The following is a 17,673-nucleotide window of genomic DNA, read 5'->3' as shown; positions in this document are numbered from 1 at the left end:
TGTTCGTTTAAAACCATAACCACAAGAGCAGTATATGAATAAGAACACTCAACAACAGCCCAACGCGTGGGATAGTTATTGGCGCTCGGGTGCAGAAGCAAGTTATTTAAACAAGAATACCTCGTTGCAACGTTACCAGATGCGCAAGTTTTGGCGTGAGCGTATGGAAGAGTTTGAACCTAAATCACCTATCGTTGATGTGGGTTGTGGTAACGGGATCGTGCTGCAATGGCTTAATGAATATAAAGAGGAAAAGAATAAGTCGAAATGGACTTTCATTGGCGTTGATAAAGCGGCGTTGAAGCCGATTAATCCTGCACTCGATATTCGTGAGCGCACGCCTTACGAAACGTTTAAGCTAACCGGTAACAAGAAGATCGGTACCGTCGTGTCGCATTTTGGTCTTGAGTATGGGCCGCTGAGCGAGGGGTTAAAGCATTTACACGGGCAACTTAAAAAAGATGGCGCGTTAGTTGCGCTCGTCCATTCACCTGAGTCCTCGTTAGTTCGAAATAACAAGGCTATTTTTGAAGTAATGCCGCCGCTCATCCGTCATTTAGAGAAGCACGTTTTCTCTTTATATACAGCGATTTTAGAAGCGCGGGGTAAGCCGCTCGGTAAACAGGCAGCGTTATCGCAACGTAAGCTGGATGAACTGGCACACACTTATCGCAAAAATCCGGCATTTGGGCGCAGTAACTTCGTACCCGCTGTACGACATATTTTACAAGCCGCCTCAAAAGGTAAAAAGCTTGAGGCACGGCAGGTATACAATGACTACCTCACTAATCTGAAGCTGCATCATCAACAGTTGAGTACCATGGTTGATGCGGTAGCACAGGTAAAATCTGCGGATCAGCTTATGAAGCTAGCGGAACAAGCGGGCTATAAGCGCGTTGTAGTACAGGATGTTGAGTTCCCAGAGACCGGTGTTGTAGGCTATTGCCTGCAAGCGATCAAATAACGATCTTTTGTAGCCCAAGTGTTATAAAAAGGTTGCCTTGTTATTAAAAATATGTTCTTCTTCTCTTTGAGCGCAGTCTAGCAAAGGGCTGCGTTGAATAACGACTATATAAATAAAGTTATTTTGTCGTAATAATAATAAATTATTCGGGGAGACTGAACATGAACGAACAGTCATTATTGGCTCGTTCTATCAGAACGATTCTAATGGCAGGTGTAAGTTCTGCGTTTATCGCAGTGCCTGCTTTAGCACAAGACCAATCGAGCAACACTGAAAACCAAAATGCAGAAGATGTAGAGCGCATTGAGGTTACAGGTTCTCGTATCAAACGTATCGGCGAATTAGCACCGACGCCTGTAACAGTTATCTCAGGCGACTCGCTAATTGACGCGGGTGTTAACAACGTAGCTGACTTGTTGAATGACTTACCTTCATCAAGTGTAGGTATCTCGCCAGAAACCAGTAACAACACCATCTTCGCCAGTGGTTTGAACAACACTGACTTACGTGGCTTAGGTAGTGAGCGTACGCTAGTACTTGTGAATGGTCGCCGTTTCATCGGTGGTTCACCAGGTTCTTCTGCAGTTGACTTAAACAACATCCCAACTGCGATGATCGAGCGTATCGAGATCACCACGGGTGGTGCATCGGCCGTTTACGGTTCTGACGCAGTCGCTGGTGTTGTTAACATCATCACTAAGAAATCGTTTGACGGTATCGAGCTAGATGTTTCTACTAGCCAACCGACTCAAAGCGGTGGTGAAGATGAGTTCGCTTCATTTACTTTCGGTTCAGAAGAAGGTAAAGCAACGTTCATCACTAACCTGAGCTGGGCTCGTCAGAAGCAAATCAAAGGTAGTGACCGTGATTGGTATGTAAATGGTCCTGTTACCATTGCAAACCCAGAAAACGTCGATAACACCGATGGTATCCCAGCACGTGTTGTTTATGCGTATGCACCTCAATCACTGCGCTTCTATAGCCGTACCGTAGACTTCTTTGGTCCAACTGGTCACTATACTTTCTCTAACGATGGTCAATTACGTCCATTCGAAGAAGGTGAAGTATTACCAGCAGGTCCTCCTGGAACAACTAACACCAACTACTATATTGGTGAAGGTGATGGCTATAGCTTCATCGAAAACGGTTACTTGAGAACACCGCTTGACCGAGTCAACTTCTCGACTATCGTCAACTACGATATTAACCGTGACCACGCGTTAACGATGGAAGTAAACTGGGCAAACAGCCAAGCTTACGGTGAGAGTTCACCTGCATTCTTCGGTGGCTTACCAATTTATGCTGATAACCCGTTCTTACCGCAAGAAGCACAAGATGAGATCAATGCTGCAGGCGGTGTTGTTGGTGGTTATTATCTAGCACAGGACTTCGGTAACCGTCAGTACAGCCAAGATCGTACGACTTCACGTATCGCTCTAGGCCTTGAAGGCTCATTAACAGACACTTGGTTCTACAACGCATATGCAACAGTGGGCGAAGTACAAGCAGATACCCGTTGGTACGGCGAAATGTTTGAACAGCGTTTCTACGATGCAATCGACGCTGTAGAAGTCGATGGTGAAATTGTTTGTCGTGACGAAATCGCACGTGCAAATGGCTGTTTACCTTTGAACATCTTTGGTCGTAACCAGTATAGCCAAGAAGCTTATGACTACGTTGCAACCGACGCTATCCGTGAAGCTGAAATCGGTCAAACTGTATTTGGTGCAACGGTAACGGGTGATATGTTCATGTTGCCGGCAGGTCCAATCGCAGCAGCATTCAGTGCTGAGTACCGTGAAGAGCGTTCTGAAACATTGCCTGATCCAGCAATGCGTGCAGGCTTGTTGTTTAACAACCAGTCTCAGCCGTTATCGGGTGAGTTCGATGTGTCAGAAGCTTCTGCTGAGTTCTCAATCCCATTGTTAGCTGATATGGAATACGTTCAGTCATTGACGTTAGAAACTGCATATCGCTACATGGACTACTCGACTTCTGGTACTGATGATGCATGGAAAATTGGTTTGAACTACGCGTTAAACGACGACTTCCGTGTTCGTTTGAACCGTTCAAAATCAGTTCGTGCGCCTAACATCTCTGAGTTGTACGCGCCTCCAGGACAAACGTTCCGTAGCCTTTCTGATCCATGTTCACAAAGCAACATCGATAATGCGAATCCAAAATATCAGGACAACATTATCGCAAACTGTCGTGCGCAAGGTATTCCAGAAGGTTTCGAACCATCTGATGAGTGGAAAGGTGTTACTCAGCCTGGCTTCATCGTAGGTAACGAAGACTTGGTCAACGAAGTTGCAAAAGACATCACTGTTGGTGTTGTTTGGACGCCTTCATTTGTTGATGACTTGAGTCTTACAGTTGACTACTGGTCATTCGATATGGAAAACATGATCCAGTACTTCTCTGGTCCTCAGGTTGTGCAGTACTGCTATCAAGCGTCTACTTTAGACAACGCATTCTGCCCATTAATCGAACGTGATCCGAACAACTTCGAAATCGTTAACTATTTCGAAAAACCAGTTAACTCTGCATCAAGTGAAACTACCGGTGTAGATATCGAAGCGGCTTACGGTTTTGACACTGAGTTTGGTGCATTTAACTTCCGTGTTATCTCTACCTACTTAGACAAGCGTCAATTCAACAGCACCGGCTTTGAAGAAGACCTTCAAGTGCTAACTGGTGAGCAATCTCGCCCACGTTGGAAAGGTCGTTTCATCACTGATTATAAAATTGGTGACTTCTCTGCTGTGTTGATCGGTAACTACCGTCATGCAACAGTTGCGGATCGCGATTGGGATCCAGAAGTTAATAACTACAACGAGATTCCGTCATACACCACTTGGGGTTTGACTGCTCGTTACGATATTACTTCAGGTCTACAAGTGCGTGCGGGCATCCAGAACATGTTTGACCGTATCCCACCGCAAACTCCGTTTGCATATGACCAAGGTGCATACTACGACCTACGCGGACGTCGTATCACAGCTGGCATTAACTATCGTTTCTAATCAACGAATCGATATGTTCAAAAGCCCTCCTTCGGAGGGCTTTTTTTGTTTTTGTATTACAGAATAAAGGGCTCACATACACCATTATATATCTCTTAAAATGTAGTGTTTGAGGTATAAGGTGTCGTGTTAGTCACAAAATATCCCATCTTGAACTGGGTGCCATACCATCATGAGTTAAACCTTTATGAGCCTGATGGATGCTGGCGTAAGATGGATAACGTATTTCCCGTGAGGATGGTAGGTAAAATTGTTTTTATTCCCCTGACCGATATTATTTGTATCAAAGGGGCTGCCAATTACGTTGAGGTGCATACATCGCAAGAACGTCTGCTTCATCGCGATACCATGAAAAACGTTGCTGAAACACTTCGTGCTGCACAGTTTCAGCGCGCTCACCGCAGTGTGATCGTCAATTTAAACCACGTTAGAGAAATCACCAGTGAACTGGGTCGGCTCACATTACTGGTGCTCAGCAATGGTGACGAGGTGCGCATCGGTCAGTCTTATCGCGAGAGTATCTTTCGAAGCTTAGGCATTGTGTCTACCACCTAAAACACTAAATTTTTTCTGCCACAAGCCGATAGGGTGATATCACGTTTAATAAAGAGACACCCTATGCGTATATTGGTTATTCTATTCGGCTTGTTGGCGGTGCCAGTGCAAGCGCATTCAATTAGCCCATATGATGAAATTGCCGATAGGTTGTCACAGCAACTTGTGCTGCAGTTGAACAAGCATCAGGGTCACCAAGGTTATGCGCAACTAGGGATCACACGTTGGGTGATGTCGGATACTTTAGCGCTACCGACTCCCGAAAATGCACTTTACGCGGTGAGCCATGAATTAAGTGAACTGCTATACAGCCATCTTGCCGAACGTAACGTCCAGCTTATCGACTTTCGTGCACAAAATGGTGTGACGATGACGTCTGCTGGTTCCACCATGTTGACTAATGATAAAGAAAAACTGAATCTTCATCCCCAATTAGACTGGGTTTTGGTTGGTACAATGAGCCGCGAGGAAGATGGTGTGATGCTTAGTATCCGTGTGTTAGATCGTCGTTCTCAGTCCGTTTTAGCGGCGGCAAACCATTATGTGCCCAAACACTTGTATTGGACAAATAAGGGTGCAGAGATAGTCAATGGGCACCTACAAAGAAGTCGTTAGGAGAAAATGATGCGCTTATTATTAATGGTTGCCATGACATTTGTGCTGGCAAGCTGTACGGTGCTTCCTAAGCCAGAAGCAAAAGCGGAGTTCGGTAGTGGTAGCGCTGCGCCTGCGCCAACGAATAGTTTTAGTCGGCAGCTCGCTGAACAATTGGTGAGTAATAGCCAGATTGATTTGGCAAAAACCCATATTGCAGTCAGCGATTTTGTCGGCGTGCAGTCCGCCTACAATAAAGCGACGCCTTTTGCTCAGGTCATGTCTGAGCAACTGCGTGGTGAACTGGCATTTCGTCACTTACCAATTATTGATTTTAAAACCACAGAGTTTATTCGTGTCACCCCGCAGGGCGATTTTGCGCTAACGCGAGATTACCTTGAGATCGATGAAATTTTACCTATCACGCATGTGGTGGTCGGCACCTACAGTCACTATCGTGATGGCGTTCTGGCCAATGCACGCTTAGTCGACATCAACAGTAAGCATGTTGTCAGTGTAGGCTCGGTTTATATCCCGAGTGCAATTATTGAGCGTTTGGACGAACCTAATACACAACCCATTATACGTTGATCTGGCTTAACCGCGCTTTCGTAGTCTAATATCTTATAAAACAATAATTTGTTCAGGACAGACTATGAAAGCGTTGCACTCTATTTTGATTTTCCTCGGTTTACTCTCTGTTGTTTTAATTGGGTTGTCCGGTCCGCTTTACCAACTCGAATGGCTCACGTTAGGTGGCGCATTTACGTTACTGCGTTGGGCCGTTTATCTCGCCATCGGTGCCGGTGTTCTGAATATTATTGCGTTGTTCGTACGCCGACCTAAGGGTGCCCGCGCGGGGCTGAGTGTTTTAGCCATTGTCGCTTCGTTTATTGCGTTTTATTTACCCTATGCACAATATCAGACGGCAACCTCGGTCCCAGCGATTCACGATATCTCAACAGATACGGTTAACCCACCCGAGTTTGTGGCTATTGCACCGTTACGAGCTGATGCGCCGAACCCCGTTGAATATGCGGGTGAGGAAACGGCCAAACAGCAAAAAGAAGCGTACCCAGATATCACCACTTATGTGTCACCGAAGTCTCCAGATGAACTCTATCAAAAAGCGCTGAGCGTTGCTGAAAACATGGGCTGGGAAATTATCGACACGTCGGATGAACAGCACCGTATCGAAGCGACTGCAACCACCACTTGGTTTGGTTTTAAAGACGACGTGGTGATTCGTATTCAAACACAAAATGATGAAACACTGCTCGATATTCGCAGTAAATCACGCGTCGGTCGTAGCGATGTGGGTAAGAATGCAGAGCGTATTCGTTCGTTCTTAAGCAAGCTATAACAAGGAACTTCCACTATGAAGTACGCTTGGTTGATGCTGTGTCCTGTGGCAGCGCTGGCACAAGAGCCTATCGAAGTTATCGAAGTAATAGGTAAAGGCGAAACCCTCGTTTTGCCGAGTGAGGAGCCTGTCGAAGGGCTATTTGGGCTATCGGATGCACTGCAGGAAATCCCGCGCTCAGCGACGATGATATCGCGTTCGCTGATGGATCAAGCCGCGATTAATGACCTGCATGATATCGCTCGGTTTGCCCCCAACAGTTTTGCCGCAGCAGGCTTTGGCAATCCGTCTCTGCCGAGTATGCGGGGTCAGTTGGGTGAGCTGTTTGAGGCGGGCATGCGGCGCCAAGCGGGCAATAATGGTTTAGGCGTACCGATGTCTTTTAATAGTATCGAAGGCATCGCCGTGGTGAAGGGCGCGCCCCCGGTGATGCTTGGGACGACGCAACGCGTTGGAGGCTTTGTCAATCTGCTGCCGAAAAAGGCGATGACGGATGATGAACGCTCGCGCGTGCGTGGCGAGTGGGGTCAATGGAGTCAGTATCGACTGCAGTTGGACCATAATGCGGTACTTAAACGAGACAAACATGCCCTGCGGGTCAGCGCTGAATTCGTTGACCAAGACAGTTTTTACGATTTTACCTCGACCCGCAGCGACGATGTGTTTGTCGCTTATCGGTATAGCCCCAATAGCCGTACTGAATGGGATATTGGGCTTGAGTACTATGATGTCGAGTGGACAGACAATGCCGGTATTAACCGGCCAACGCAGGCGTTGATTGACGATAATCTGTATATTACCGGGCAGGGTGTGCAACCCAATGGCTCAACGGTGCCAGGCGCCTTTGCCGTGGTGAGTCCGACCGGACAAGTGGAGATTGATCGCAGTCGTGTGTTGACCGATCCCGCAGACATTAACACCGCTAAAACAACGTTATTGCACTCGACTTTTCAGCAGCAGTGGTCTGACACGCTGACCTTTGTGAACCGTACTTACTATCAATACCTAGAGCGTGAGGGGATAAACCAAAATAGCTTTGTCGAAATCATCGATGGCGCGCATACCTTTGAGAACCGCGCTGAATTGCATATCAATGATCACACTATTTTAGGTATTAATGTACGGGTGAATGACGTTCTGGGATACAGTCAGTTCAGTACCGAAGCTGACCTCCCATCCGACTTAACTGGACCGATTGCGAACCGACGCATTCCATTAACTGCGGCGCAGCAAGCTCAGCTCGTTCAATTGCGTCCAGGTCTGTTCGTTTCACCAGGAACCAATTACGACAATGATGGCGATGGCATTGGTGACTATATTCTGTCGGACACGACCGATTCGTTAAGTCAACAATGGGGATTGTTTGGGCAGCATGAGCTGGCATTAACCGATCGTTGGCAACTTACTGCGGGCGCACGTATCGACTATTATGATGTCATCGCCAAAGATCCGTTACCACCTGCGGGCTTTGATGCTGCAGAAGACAGTTATAGCGATTGGTTAAGTGCGGTGAGTTTGTCGTCTCAGTATCAACTGTCGAGTGCGGTGATGGTCTATGCATCGGCGTACGAGAGTGATTCGACCTCAAATTCAATGGCGGGCGGTACCGTATTGAATGCCAACCAAGTCATCGATTCACAGAATTTCGCCACCGAAAATACGTTGTACGAACTCGGCATCAAAATAGCACCGGTCAATAGCCGCTGGTATGCCGACGTTGTCATGTTTGACCAAACGCGCAGCTTGCGTAATCGAGATGGTTCCAATAGTGGTATTGCCACGCAGGGGGTCGAAGCGCAGTGGAATTACCGCAATGAACACGGCTTTTGGATGACACTTGCGGCGAGCTATCTTGATGCACATTATGATAATTCCGCGGCTTTTCAAGATACGCGGCAAATTGCGGATTTATTTGACGATTCGCGCCCTGATATTATCGAAGGCACGGGCATCGGCGCACCTAACTTTGCGGCATTTCCAGCGTCTAACCAGCGCTTACAAGGCGTGCCCGAGGTGCAGGCATCGGCCGTGGCGGGATGGCAGGTGACACCACAGTGGTCCGTGGGGGGGGATGCCAATTACACCGAAAGTTACCCGCTTGATTATTTGCAAACGGTGATGATCCGCGATCAATATATGCTGAACCTGAATGCGACCTATCAGATGACCGCACAGTTGAGTGCGCGCGTCGATGTGTTTAATGTCACCGACGAAGAAAATTGGTCACCAGTATTTGAGGGCGGCTACTTTGGTTCGACCTTAGCGTTTCCGTCGTTACCGCGCCACGCGCAGCTCACTGTTGATTACCGCTTTTAAAAGGAGCCTTTGTGTCCGTAAAAAAAATTCTGTTGGCGCTGGTCATCGTCGCCGCCATCGCCGCGGTGATGGTGTTTGATGTCACGCAATACCTCAACCTCAATACGTTAAAAGACCAACAAGCGCGGGTTAATGGATGGTTCGAAGCAGAGCCCTTGCTCACTTTTGCCATTTACTTTGTTGCTTATGTCTTGGTGACCGCGTTATCGATCCCCGGTGCCACCATTCTCACCTTAGGTGCGGGGGCTATCTTTGGGCTCGGTTGGGGATTATTGCTGGCGAGCTTTGCAAGCTCTGTTGGCGCCTTACTGGCGTTTTTAAGTGCACGCTTTTTATTAAAAGACTGGGTGCAAAGCAAGTTTGGTCAACGGCTCGAGGCCATCAATCGCGGCGTAAAACGGGACGGCGCCTTTTATCTGCTGAGTTTACGGCTGGTGCCCATTTTTCCGTTCTTTGTGATTAATCTTGCGTTGGGTCTTACGCAAATACGCACGTGGACCTTTTATTGGGTGAGTCAAGTCGGCATGCTGCTCGGTACTGTAGTCTATGTGAACGCGGGCACACAGTTAGCCGATATCGAACAAGTCGGCGATGTGGTCTCTGCCGACCTGATCGGGGCGTTTGTGTTGTTGGGTGTGTTCCCGTTACTGGCGAAGTGGTTACTTACGCTCATCAAGCGTCGTCGGGCGTTTAAAGGTTTCACTCGACCCCAGCAGTATGACAATAACCTCATCGTCATTGGCGCTGGTTCAGCGGGGTTGGTGAGTGCTTACATTGCTGCGACCGTTAAAGCAAAAGTGACGCTGATTGAACGTGATAAAATGGGCGGTGATTGCTTAAATACAGGGTGCGTGCCCTCTAAGGCGTTGTTACATGTTGCCAACCAAGTGCACCATATGCGCCATAGCGAACAATTGGGGATCACAGCACAACCTGTGAGTGTTGATTTTAAGCAGGTATTGGCACGGGTGCAGCAAGTCATTCAACGCATTGAACCCCATGATTCGGTCGAGCGCTATCAAGGTCTGGGTGTAAATGTCGAGCTGGGAGAAGCAACGATTGTATCGCCATGGGAGGTTGAGCTTAAGCAGCAAGGCGAAGTCCGTCGTTTAACCACCAAACACATTGTTGTCGCGACAGGCGCGCGCCCATTAGTACCGAACTTACCGGGCATCGATACCATCGATTACCTCACCTCGGATAATTTGTGGCAACTTGATGAGCTTCCTAAACGACTCCTAATCCTAGGCGGCGGACCGATTGGCTGCGAAATGGCGCAGGCTTTTCAGCGGTTAGGCAGTGAAGTCCACCTTGTTGAAATGAAGGACCGCGTACTGAGTAATGAGGATGAAGATACTTCGAACTATGTGGCTCGTGCTTTACAAGATGATGGTGTGCAGCTCCATTTAGGGACTCAAGCCAAGGCGTTTAGCCAAAGCGAGCAGGGGATCCTTCTGGATGTCGAAGGTAACGAGGGCGCACAACAACTCGGTGCTGATCGTGTGCTTTTGGCATTAGGGCGTCAGGCAAATCTAGAAGGCTTCGGTCTTAAGGAGCTGGGTATTGAGCATGGCAAAACCATCCAGGTGGATGAGTTTATGCAAACCAGTATGCCGAACATGTATGCCTGCGGTGATGTCGCTGGGCCTTATCAGTTCACTCATGTCGCTTCACATCAGGCGTGGTACGCAACCGTAAACGCGTTGTTCGGACGCTTTAAACGATTCCGTGTTGATTACTCAGTGATTCCTTGGGTGACCTACACGTCGCCTCAGGTCGCTAACGTCGGCTTGACTGAACAACAAGCACAGGCGCAGCAAGTGGACTATGAAACCACCTGTTATGACATCGCCGAATTAGACCGAGCTATTGCCGATGGCCAAGCGAATGGGCGTGTCAAAGTGCTGACCAAACCCGGTAAAGATACGATCCTGGGTGTTAATATTGTTGGTCCGCAGGCAGGCGAACTGTTGGCCGAGTTTGTTTTAGCCATGAAGCACGGTATTGGACTCAATAAGATTTTGGGTACCATCCACAGTTATCCGACACTCGCAGAAGCCAATAAATACGCTGCCGGTGAGTGGAAGCGCGCGCATGCTCCCGAAAAACTGTTAAAGTGGGTCGAAAAGCTGCATCGATGGTTACGTTCATGAGATATCTGTTTTTACTGCTAACAGCGATAGTGGTCAGTGTTTTTTCCGTGCCGAGTTCGGCACAGGATAAGCCAACACCCGTATATTTTTACGCATGGGGCGGGAACCCGGCGATTAATGACTATATACGTTGGGCCGCAAAGGAGCTGCAGCCAGAAGGGATTCAATTACACCATGTGAAAGTGGCTGATATCGCCGAGGTGGTTAAACAACTGGTTGATGGACAAAGCAACGCTGACTTAGTGTGGATTAATGGCGAGAACTTTCATGCACTCAAAGCCGCGGATCGGTTGCGTGCGGTTGTTGCCGAGCTCGATTTAGACACCACATTGAATGATGACTTAGATTGGCGCAGTGACTTTGGTGAGCCGATTGAAGGTTTGGAAGTACCGTGGGGAGTCGGGCAGTTTTATTTGTTGACCTGCCAGAGCTGTATCGCCGGTGATCAAGTCAGCGCCAATGAGCTACTTGAGTACGCGGCCCAACACCCGGGGCGCATGACCTATCCAAAGCCGCCGGAGTTTCACGGGACGACATTTTTAAAGTCCTTGTTGCTGTCGCTGTCTGAGCAAGATACCGCCTTCAGGCAACCAGTAGACGCTGTCGATGCGGAAAAGCTGACAGCGCCGTTGTGGACTTACTTGGATGAGTTGCAACCCTTGTTATGGCAAGGGGGCGAAAACTTTCCGTCGAGTGCAGCGCAGCAGCTTAATTGGTTCGCTAACCAACAGCTAGATATCGCGCTCTCGTTTAACCCCAACGAAGTGAAAACGTTGGTTAATCAAGCACGCGTGCCGCAAGGCACCAAGCGCGTGACACTCGGCGAGGGTGCGATTACCAACAGCCACTACTTAGCCGTGCCTACAACCAGTCAGCATGCAGAAGCCGCGCAACGCGTGATTCGCTTTTTCTTGTCTGAAACGGCGCAACGCAAAAAAGCCGACTTGTCTGGCTGGGGTGACCCCACTGTTCTGGATCTTGAGCTTGCCGATATGCCGCCTCTACTGCCTGTGGCTACCGAGTTTCATGCCAGTTGGCAGAGCTACCTTGAACAGCAATGGCAACAACGTTACCCACGTTAACCATGAATCGGTTGACGCGCGCTGGGCTCGCATTACTGTGGATCATTGTGCCGTTGGTGGTGATCGCTTGGCATGTGACAACAACGCCGCTTAACGCGTCAATTGGTAGTGCGTGGGAGGGCTTAGGCGAGAGTGCTTGGCTTACCTTGCTGGTGACCGTACTGACTAGCGTCGTGGTTTTATTCGCGGCACTGGCAGGTTCCCGTGGACGCCACCTGAACGCTACCTGGGCCAGTTTTATTGCGGTGCCGCACGTCGCCTTTGCTATTGGCTTATTATGGCTTGTCAGTCCTTCTGGTTGGCTTGTGCGCTTAGTTGATGCGCTATTGCCAGCTTGGCAAGGACCGGTGCAGTCGAGTTGGCTCTCGGCGAAGAGCACCTTGACGTTGTTGGTGGTGTTGATTCTTAAAGAGCTTCCGTTTTTGTTGCTGATGGCACAGGCGAATATACGGCAAATGCCGATTGCACGCTGGCAGCAACAGGCGCTTGCATTAGGCTACAGCCAACGCCGGTTTTGGTGGCTGATTGTGGTACCCGCGTTACTTAAACCACTGCGACTCCCGTTGTATATCATCGCAATTTACACCGTTTCGGTGGTGGATATTCCGTTGTTGGTGGGACCCAACGCGCCCGCACTGCTGGCGCATCAGGTGTTTGAGTTGAACTGGCAATTTAGCGCCGGAGATAACGACTGGGTCGCTTGGGGGGCGTTACTCTTAGTGCTGTTGGCATTCATCAGCTTGCTGTTATTGCGCGGTTTAGAGTGGCTGTTGCAAAGGGCGCTGGGTCGGTGTGCAATAACGGGGCGGCGCTCGCAGTCCGGCGGCACAGGTGGTAATGCCTCGAGCAAGCCCTGGTTTTGGACTTTATTAGCGCTAGCGGTGCTTACCAGTTTGATTTTGCAGTCGGGCCAGCAAGGGTGGTTTTATCCCGCGTTATGGCCACAAGGGTGGCAATGGGAACGCTGGCTTTCGGAGTGGCCTTACATTGCGCCTTTACTTTATAACACATGGACACTGGCGGTGTTCAGCGCCACCCTTGCATGGCTTTCGGCGGTTATTCTTTTAGAGTTGCAAGCTCAGCGACAACAAAGCAAGCTCAATGCCGCTTGGTTGATCATGTTGATCATTCCACAACTGGTATTGGTGCTTGGCTGGCAACGGCAGGTTGGACCTGATAACAGTTTTGTGTGGCTGTTATGGTCGCACACAGTGTTTTGCTTCCCCTATGCTTACTTAACCTTGCACGGCGCTTATTTAGCGTATCCTAGACGGTGGCTCTGGCAAGCGCGTAGTTTGGGGTATGGACCTTGGGCGGCTTGGTTTAGAGTACTTGCCCCGATGTTAAAGCGGCCACTAGCCTTGGCGTGGGCGATGGCGTTCTCAATTAGCGTGGCACAGTACTTACCGACGCAATGGTTGGCGCCTGTGACCCATCCTACGCTTACGACCGAAGCGGTGAGTATCGCCTCCGGCGGTGATTGGCGTTTAGCAAGCGTGTATGCTCTGATGCAGTGGGTCAGTGTGTGGATAATATTTATGGTGGCGCTAGGAGTAACACGTGCTCGAAATTAATCATTTGACCATGGTGTTCAAACACCACCAACTGGTGATTCCCAAACTGTCGGTGGCACCCGGACAAGTGCTGACGCTAACGGGAGCCAGTGGTATTGGTAAATCCAGTTTGTTGCAATGGGTGCTGGGTGTGCCGCAACCCAACGTCGCCATTGCGGGTGAACTGAGCCTAAATGGCGTCGATTTAACGCAACGACCGATTGAGCAGCGCAATATCGGCTTAGTAACACAACAGGCGGATTTGTTTCCGCATATGACTGTGCAGCAAAATTTACTTTTTGCGCGAACCGCACAATCAGCGGATAGACAAGCTTGGGTCGCCGAGCAACTTAATTCGGTGGGCTTATCGGAGTACGGCGATGCGTACCCGGCTGAATTAAGTGGCGGCCAGCGTGCGCGCATTGCTCTATTGCGAAGTTTAGCCGCGTCACCAAAAAGTATACTGCTGGATGAACCCTTCTCTGCACTCGACGTAAAATTAAGAACAAGCGTACGTGAGTTTACATGGTCTAAGTTGGCGGATGCACAGATGCCTGCCATGCTGGTGACTCATGATCCAGCCGATGCGCCGGGCGAAGTCGTTAATTTAGAGCACTATTATTATGATTGATCGGTATCTCATTCCGCCGCTACACAAATTACTGGATAAGCCAGCTGAGTTACTTGTTAATCGAGCGGTGACCGCCAATCAGGTGACTCTTGTAGGGTTTGCGTTGGGTCTATTAGCCGTACCTCTGTTAGCGGCTGGCGCGTTCGAGCTGGCACTTATTGCGATTCTGCTAAATCGACTTGCGGATGGACTCGATGGTGCCGTCGCTCGGCGCACGCGAACCACCGATGCAGGCGGCTTTTTGGATATTGTATTAGACTTTATTTTTTATCAGGCGGTGGTTGTTGGATTTATTCTAAGCAGCCCGCATGAACACTTGCTGGCTGGCTTGTTTTTGATGCTATCTTTTGTTGGGACAGGTACGAGCTTTTTAGCGTTTGCTGTTCAGGCATCAAAGCGCGGATTAAACAACCCGCATTACCCCAATAAATCCATGTATTACATGGGCGGTCTGGCAGAGGGCTTTGAAACCTTTGCGGTGTTCATACTGTTGTGTTTGTTACCACAGCATTTTGTCATGATTGCCTGGCTATTCGGTACGGTGTGCTGGGTTACAACGGCAACGCGTATTTGGGCAGGGTTTAATACCTTAAAAGCGGACAACTAAAGCGATGGAAGCATGGATTCGATTAGGCATTTTTGTCGCGATACTGGCATTGATGTTGAGGTGGGAGGCGGCAAATCCGAAACGGCAACAGCGTGTCAGTCGGTGGCGCCGTTGGCGCAGTCACCTTGGACTGATTATCAGCTCCAGTGTGTTAATGCGTTTGGTTGCGCCGCTTGGGCTGACAGGGATTGCTTTGTGGAGCACAGAACATACGTGGGGGCTGTTTAATCAGTTTGAGTTGCCGCTATGGCTTGCGGTTATTCTAAGTATGGTGGTACTCGATCTCGTACTCTATTGGCAGCACCGCATGTTTCACCAAGTGCCGTGGTTATGGCGCTTGCACCGCGTCCACCACGCCGACCCTGACTTTGATGTGACCACAGGCGTGCGTTTTCACCCCATTGAAATGGTGCTTAGTTTAGGTATTAAAGCGCTCGCTATTATTTTGTTGGGTGTGCCTGCTGTCGCCGTATTGTTTTTCGAGATTGTTTTAAACGCATGCTCACTCTTTAATCACGGCAACGTTCAGTTACCTGCGAAGCTTGAGACGGTTGTTCGGCGCGTGCTCATTACCCAAGAATTGCACCGGATTCATCACAGTAGTGTTAAAGCTGAGACAAATAGCAACTATGGTTTTAGTGTGGTGTGGTGGGACTGGCTATTCAGTAGCTATACCGACCGCGCCGCCGCTGGCTCTGACCACGTGGATATCGGACTCAGTGAATTCCGTGAAGAAAAACGCAATACGCCATTTTGGTCACTCCTAATACTGCCTTTTAAACGTTGATAAATACCTTGTCAATCATAGGGTTGCCGTGATACTCCTAGCACCGTTGCTAATGAATAACATTTTCTTAAAATTTAAACGGAATCATCACTTTTAACTTCAACCCGTTAGCATGGTTTGCGACTGTCGGTTGTTTAAAAAATCAACGGCGCTTTATGACAGAGGGCGTACAGTGAGCATCAATGATTAATGCTAAAATCAGTATAAGTACGGATTTACTGATCGAGGTGTAATGGTATTCACTCGATACAAAGAAAGAGGTGCTGTCTTGAGGGCAGCACAGTGAGCACGGTCGGTGTTGGCGTTAGGGTAGCTCGGTGTGTATTAATAGCCGTTCGTTGCACAGTAGAGCAAAGTGCCCAGTCAACTATTAAACAAGGAATACGGATAAAAGTCACCTGGCAAATAAACGGGTGAAACTAAAGGATTAGGTTATGCAACATACCTGTGCGCGTTATGAAATATTTGATAAAAGTCGCATTGCTATCGTTATTGTCGATAGTAATTGTGCGATCACGTACGCGAATCAAGGTGCCAAAGCGTTACTAACGAACCAATCTGAGTTAGGCAACAAGCTCGCGATACAATTGCCGGCGGGCGATAAAGAGTTTTTTTCTAGCTCATTTCAAGCGTTTGAAGAGGGCGCCCGACCCGTATATTACTGCGCTATTACCATTATCGATGACGACTGCAAGCACTATATCGTTTATCTGCATCCGTTCAACATGAAACCGAGCGGTACCGAGCAGTTACCCTTTTTATCGCAGCACGATCCATTAACGGGTCTACCTAACCGCATGCAGTTTATTATGCGGTTACAGCGTCATTGTTTATCAGAGGATTGTGACACCAGTCTTACCGCCGTGGTGTTTTTAGACTTAGATGGGTTTAAAGCGATCAATGATAGCCTGGGTCACGAGATGGGTGACAAACTGTTGCAGGTGGTTGCAGGTCGTATTCGTAATCAATTACGTAATTCAGATACATTAACCCGCCTAAGCGGTGATGAGTTTTTGATGATCCTGACAGGACTAGAGACGCGCCAAGATGCGGCGATGGTCACACAACGTATCCTCGACGACGTGGCGCGCCCCTATAAAATTGATAGTACCGATATCTATATTACCGCAAGCGCGGGTGTGACATATTGCAAAGAGCGTATGAACCGTGCCGAGGTGATGATACAGCAAGCTGATATTGCAATGTTTGAGGCAAAGCGCGCTGGTAAGAACACGTTTCAATGGTTTGATAAAGCACTAAATGACGAGGTGAACCGCGCATTATTAATTCGTAATTCAGTGCAAAAGGGCATTCACCGTGATCAGTTTCATTTAGTTTATCAACCTCAAATTTGTTTAGAATCGAATACTGTCTATGGCTTAGAAGCCTTGGTGCGCTGGCGTCACCCTGAGATTGAGGGATTATCACCTGGCGAATTTATTCCAATACTAGAGAGCTCGGGTCAGATTATTCCCTTGAGTTATTGGATTATGCGCCAAGCCTTTAGTGATTGGCAAAAATTAAAACCTCTGCTGGCGACGGGCGCGCGGATTTCTGTCAATGTATCGACAGTGCACATTACCCGTACTGATTTCATCGAGCAGCTCAAAAAAGTCATAGATGATACCGGAATTGCACCATCAGATATCAAACTCGAGATTACCGAGTCGATGATGTTACGCAATGCACAGGCGGCGGTCAGTACGCTCGACAAACTCACGGATATGGGCATAGCGATTGCGTTGGATGATTTTGGTACCGGGTTTTCGAATTTACGTTACCTCACTCAAATGCCTATTACTGATGTAAAACTCGATCGTAGTTTCATCCGTAAAATTGATACTAATAACGCAAACCAAGCGATTGTACGCGGTATTATTGGTATGGCACATGAACTGGGCTTAAACATCGTGGCAGAGGGTGTCGAAGTGGCATCCGAAAAAGCAATGGTTCAGCAGCTGCACGCTGATGTGATGCAAGGCTTTCTTGAAGCAACGCCCATGCGGCTTGAGCCTTTAATCGAATTTCTAAACCGACGTTAG

At 48.6% G+C, this 17,673-nt stretch carries 14 protein-coding genes; all 14 read left to right on the top strand.

Translation table 11 applies throughout. From position 1 onward, the window contains the following. The first annotated feature begins 34 nt into the window (after window positions 1-34). Window positions 35-964, top strand: coding sequence for a class I SAM-dependent methyltransferase (locus tag DFP83_RS07260; protein ID WP_110574351.1), 930 nt, complete (start codon window positions 35-37; stop codon window positions 962-964). 161 nt (window positions 965-1,125) lie between these two features. After that, the gene (locus tag DFP83_RS07255) at window positions 1,126-3,990 is read left to right on the top strand and encodes a TonB-dependent receptor domain-containing protein (RefSeq protein WP_110574350.1); all 2,865 of its coding nucleotides are present in this window, start codon (window positions 1,126-1,128) and stop codon (window positions 3,988-3,990) included. Window positions 3,991-4,203: 213 nt separating this feature from the next. After that, a complete protein-coding gene (locus tag DFP83_RS07250; protein ID WP_110574349.1) occupies window positions 4,204-4,545 on the top strand; it encodes a LytR/AlgR family response regulator transcription factor in 342 nt (113 codons plus the stop codon). Window positions 4,546-4,608: 63 nt separating this feature from the next. After that, window positions 4,609-5,160: a FlgO family outer membrane protein gene (locus DFP83_RS07245; protein WP_110574348.1), complete on the top strand. Its 552-nt coding sequence runs from the start codon at window positions 4,609-4,611 to the stop codon at window positions 5,158-5,160. Between the two features lie 6 nt (window positions 5,161-5,166). Further along, window positions 5,167-5,730 carry a FlgO family outer membrane protein gene (locus DFP83_RS07240; RefSeq protein ID WP_241971606.1) on the top strand — a complete coding sequence of 188 codons (564 nt, stop codon included), beginning with the start codon at window positions 5,167-5,169 and terminating at the stop codon, window positions 5,728-5,730. A gap of 64 nt (window positions 5,731-5,794) precedes the next feature. Beyond that, on the top strand, window positions 5,795-6,502 hold the full coding sequence (locus DFP83_RS07235) for a DUF1499 domain-containing protein (RefSeq protein ID WP_110574346.1): 708 nt from the start codon (window positions 5,795-5,797) through the stop codon (window positions 6,500-6,502). A 15-nt stretch (window positions 6,503-6,517) separates the two neighbouring features. Next, window positions 6,518-8,818 carry a TonB-dependent receptor gene (locus tag DFP83_RS07230; protein ID WP_110574345.1) on the top strand — a complete coding sequence of 767 codons (2,301 nt, stop codon included), beginning with the start codon at window positions 6,518-6,520 and terminating at the stop codon, window positions 8,816-8,818. Window positions 8,819-8,829: 11 nt separating this feature from the next. After that, window positions 8,830-10,971, top strand: a complete 2,142-nt coding sequence (gene lpdA, locus DFP83_RS07225) for a dihydrolipoyl dehydrogenase (RefSeq protein ID WP_110574344.1) — start codon at window positions 8,830-8,832, stop codon at window positions 10,969-10,971. Beyond that, a complete protein-coding gene (locus DFP83_RS07220; protein ID WP_110574343.1) occupies window positions 10,968-12,053 on the top strand; it encodes an ABC transporter substrate-binding protein in 1,086 nt (361 codons plus the stop codon). Before lpdA ends, DFP83_RS07220 begins: the two co-directional genes overlap by 4 nt. Beyond that, a complete protein-coding gene (locus tag DFP83_RS07215) occupies window positions 12,029-13,627 on the top strand; it encodes an ABC transporter permease family protein (RefSeq protein WP_126753152.1) in 1,599 nt (532 codons plus the stop codon). The genes DFP83_RS07220 and DFP83_RS07215 overlap by 25 nt, the downstream gene beginning before the upstream one ends. After that, window positions 13,614-14,237 (top strand): ATP-binding cassette domain-containing protein, encoded by a 624-nt coding sequence (locus DFP83_RS07210; RefSeq protein ID WP_110574341.1) that lies wholly within the window; start codon window positions 13,614-13,616, stop codon window positions 14,235-14,237. The genes DFP83_RS07215 and DFP83_RS07210 overlap by 14 nt, the downstream gene beginning before the upstream one ends. Continuing rightward, complete coding sequence (locus tag DFP83_RS07205) at window positions 14,230-14,844, top strand: CDP-alcohol phosphatidyltransferase family protein (RefSeq protein ID WP_110574340.1); 615 nt, start codon at window positions 14,230-14,232, stop codon at window positions 14,842-14,844. Before DFP83_RS07210 ends, DFP83_RS07205 begins: the two co-directional genes overlap by 8 nt. A gap of 4 nt (window positions 14,845-14,848) precedes the next feature. Further along, window positions 14,849-15,631: a sterol desaturase family protein gene (locus DFP83_RS07200; protein WP_110574339.1), complete on the top strand. Its 783-nt coding sequence runs from the start codon at window positions 14,849-14,851 to the stop codon at window positions 15,629-15,631. Window positions 15,632-16,065: 434 nt separating this feature from the next. Further along, on the top strand, window positions 16,066-17,673 hold the full coding sequence (locus DFP83_RS07195; protein WP_110574338.1) for a putative bifunctional diguanylate cyclase/phosphodiesterase: 1,608 nt from the start codon (window positions 16,066-16,068) through the stop codon (window positions 17,671-17,673).

Origin of the sequence: Idiomarina fontislapidosi, assembly GCF_003226255.1 — a bacterium.
In the GTDB taxonomy this organism is placed as follows: domain Bacteria; phylum Pseudomonadota; class Gammaproteobacteria; order Enterobacterales; family Alteromonadaceae; genus Idiomarina; species Idiomarina fontislapidosi.
Note: the sequence above shows the minus strand (reverse complement) of the source record. Positions and strands in the feature narration are given on the sequence as shown.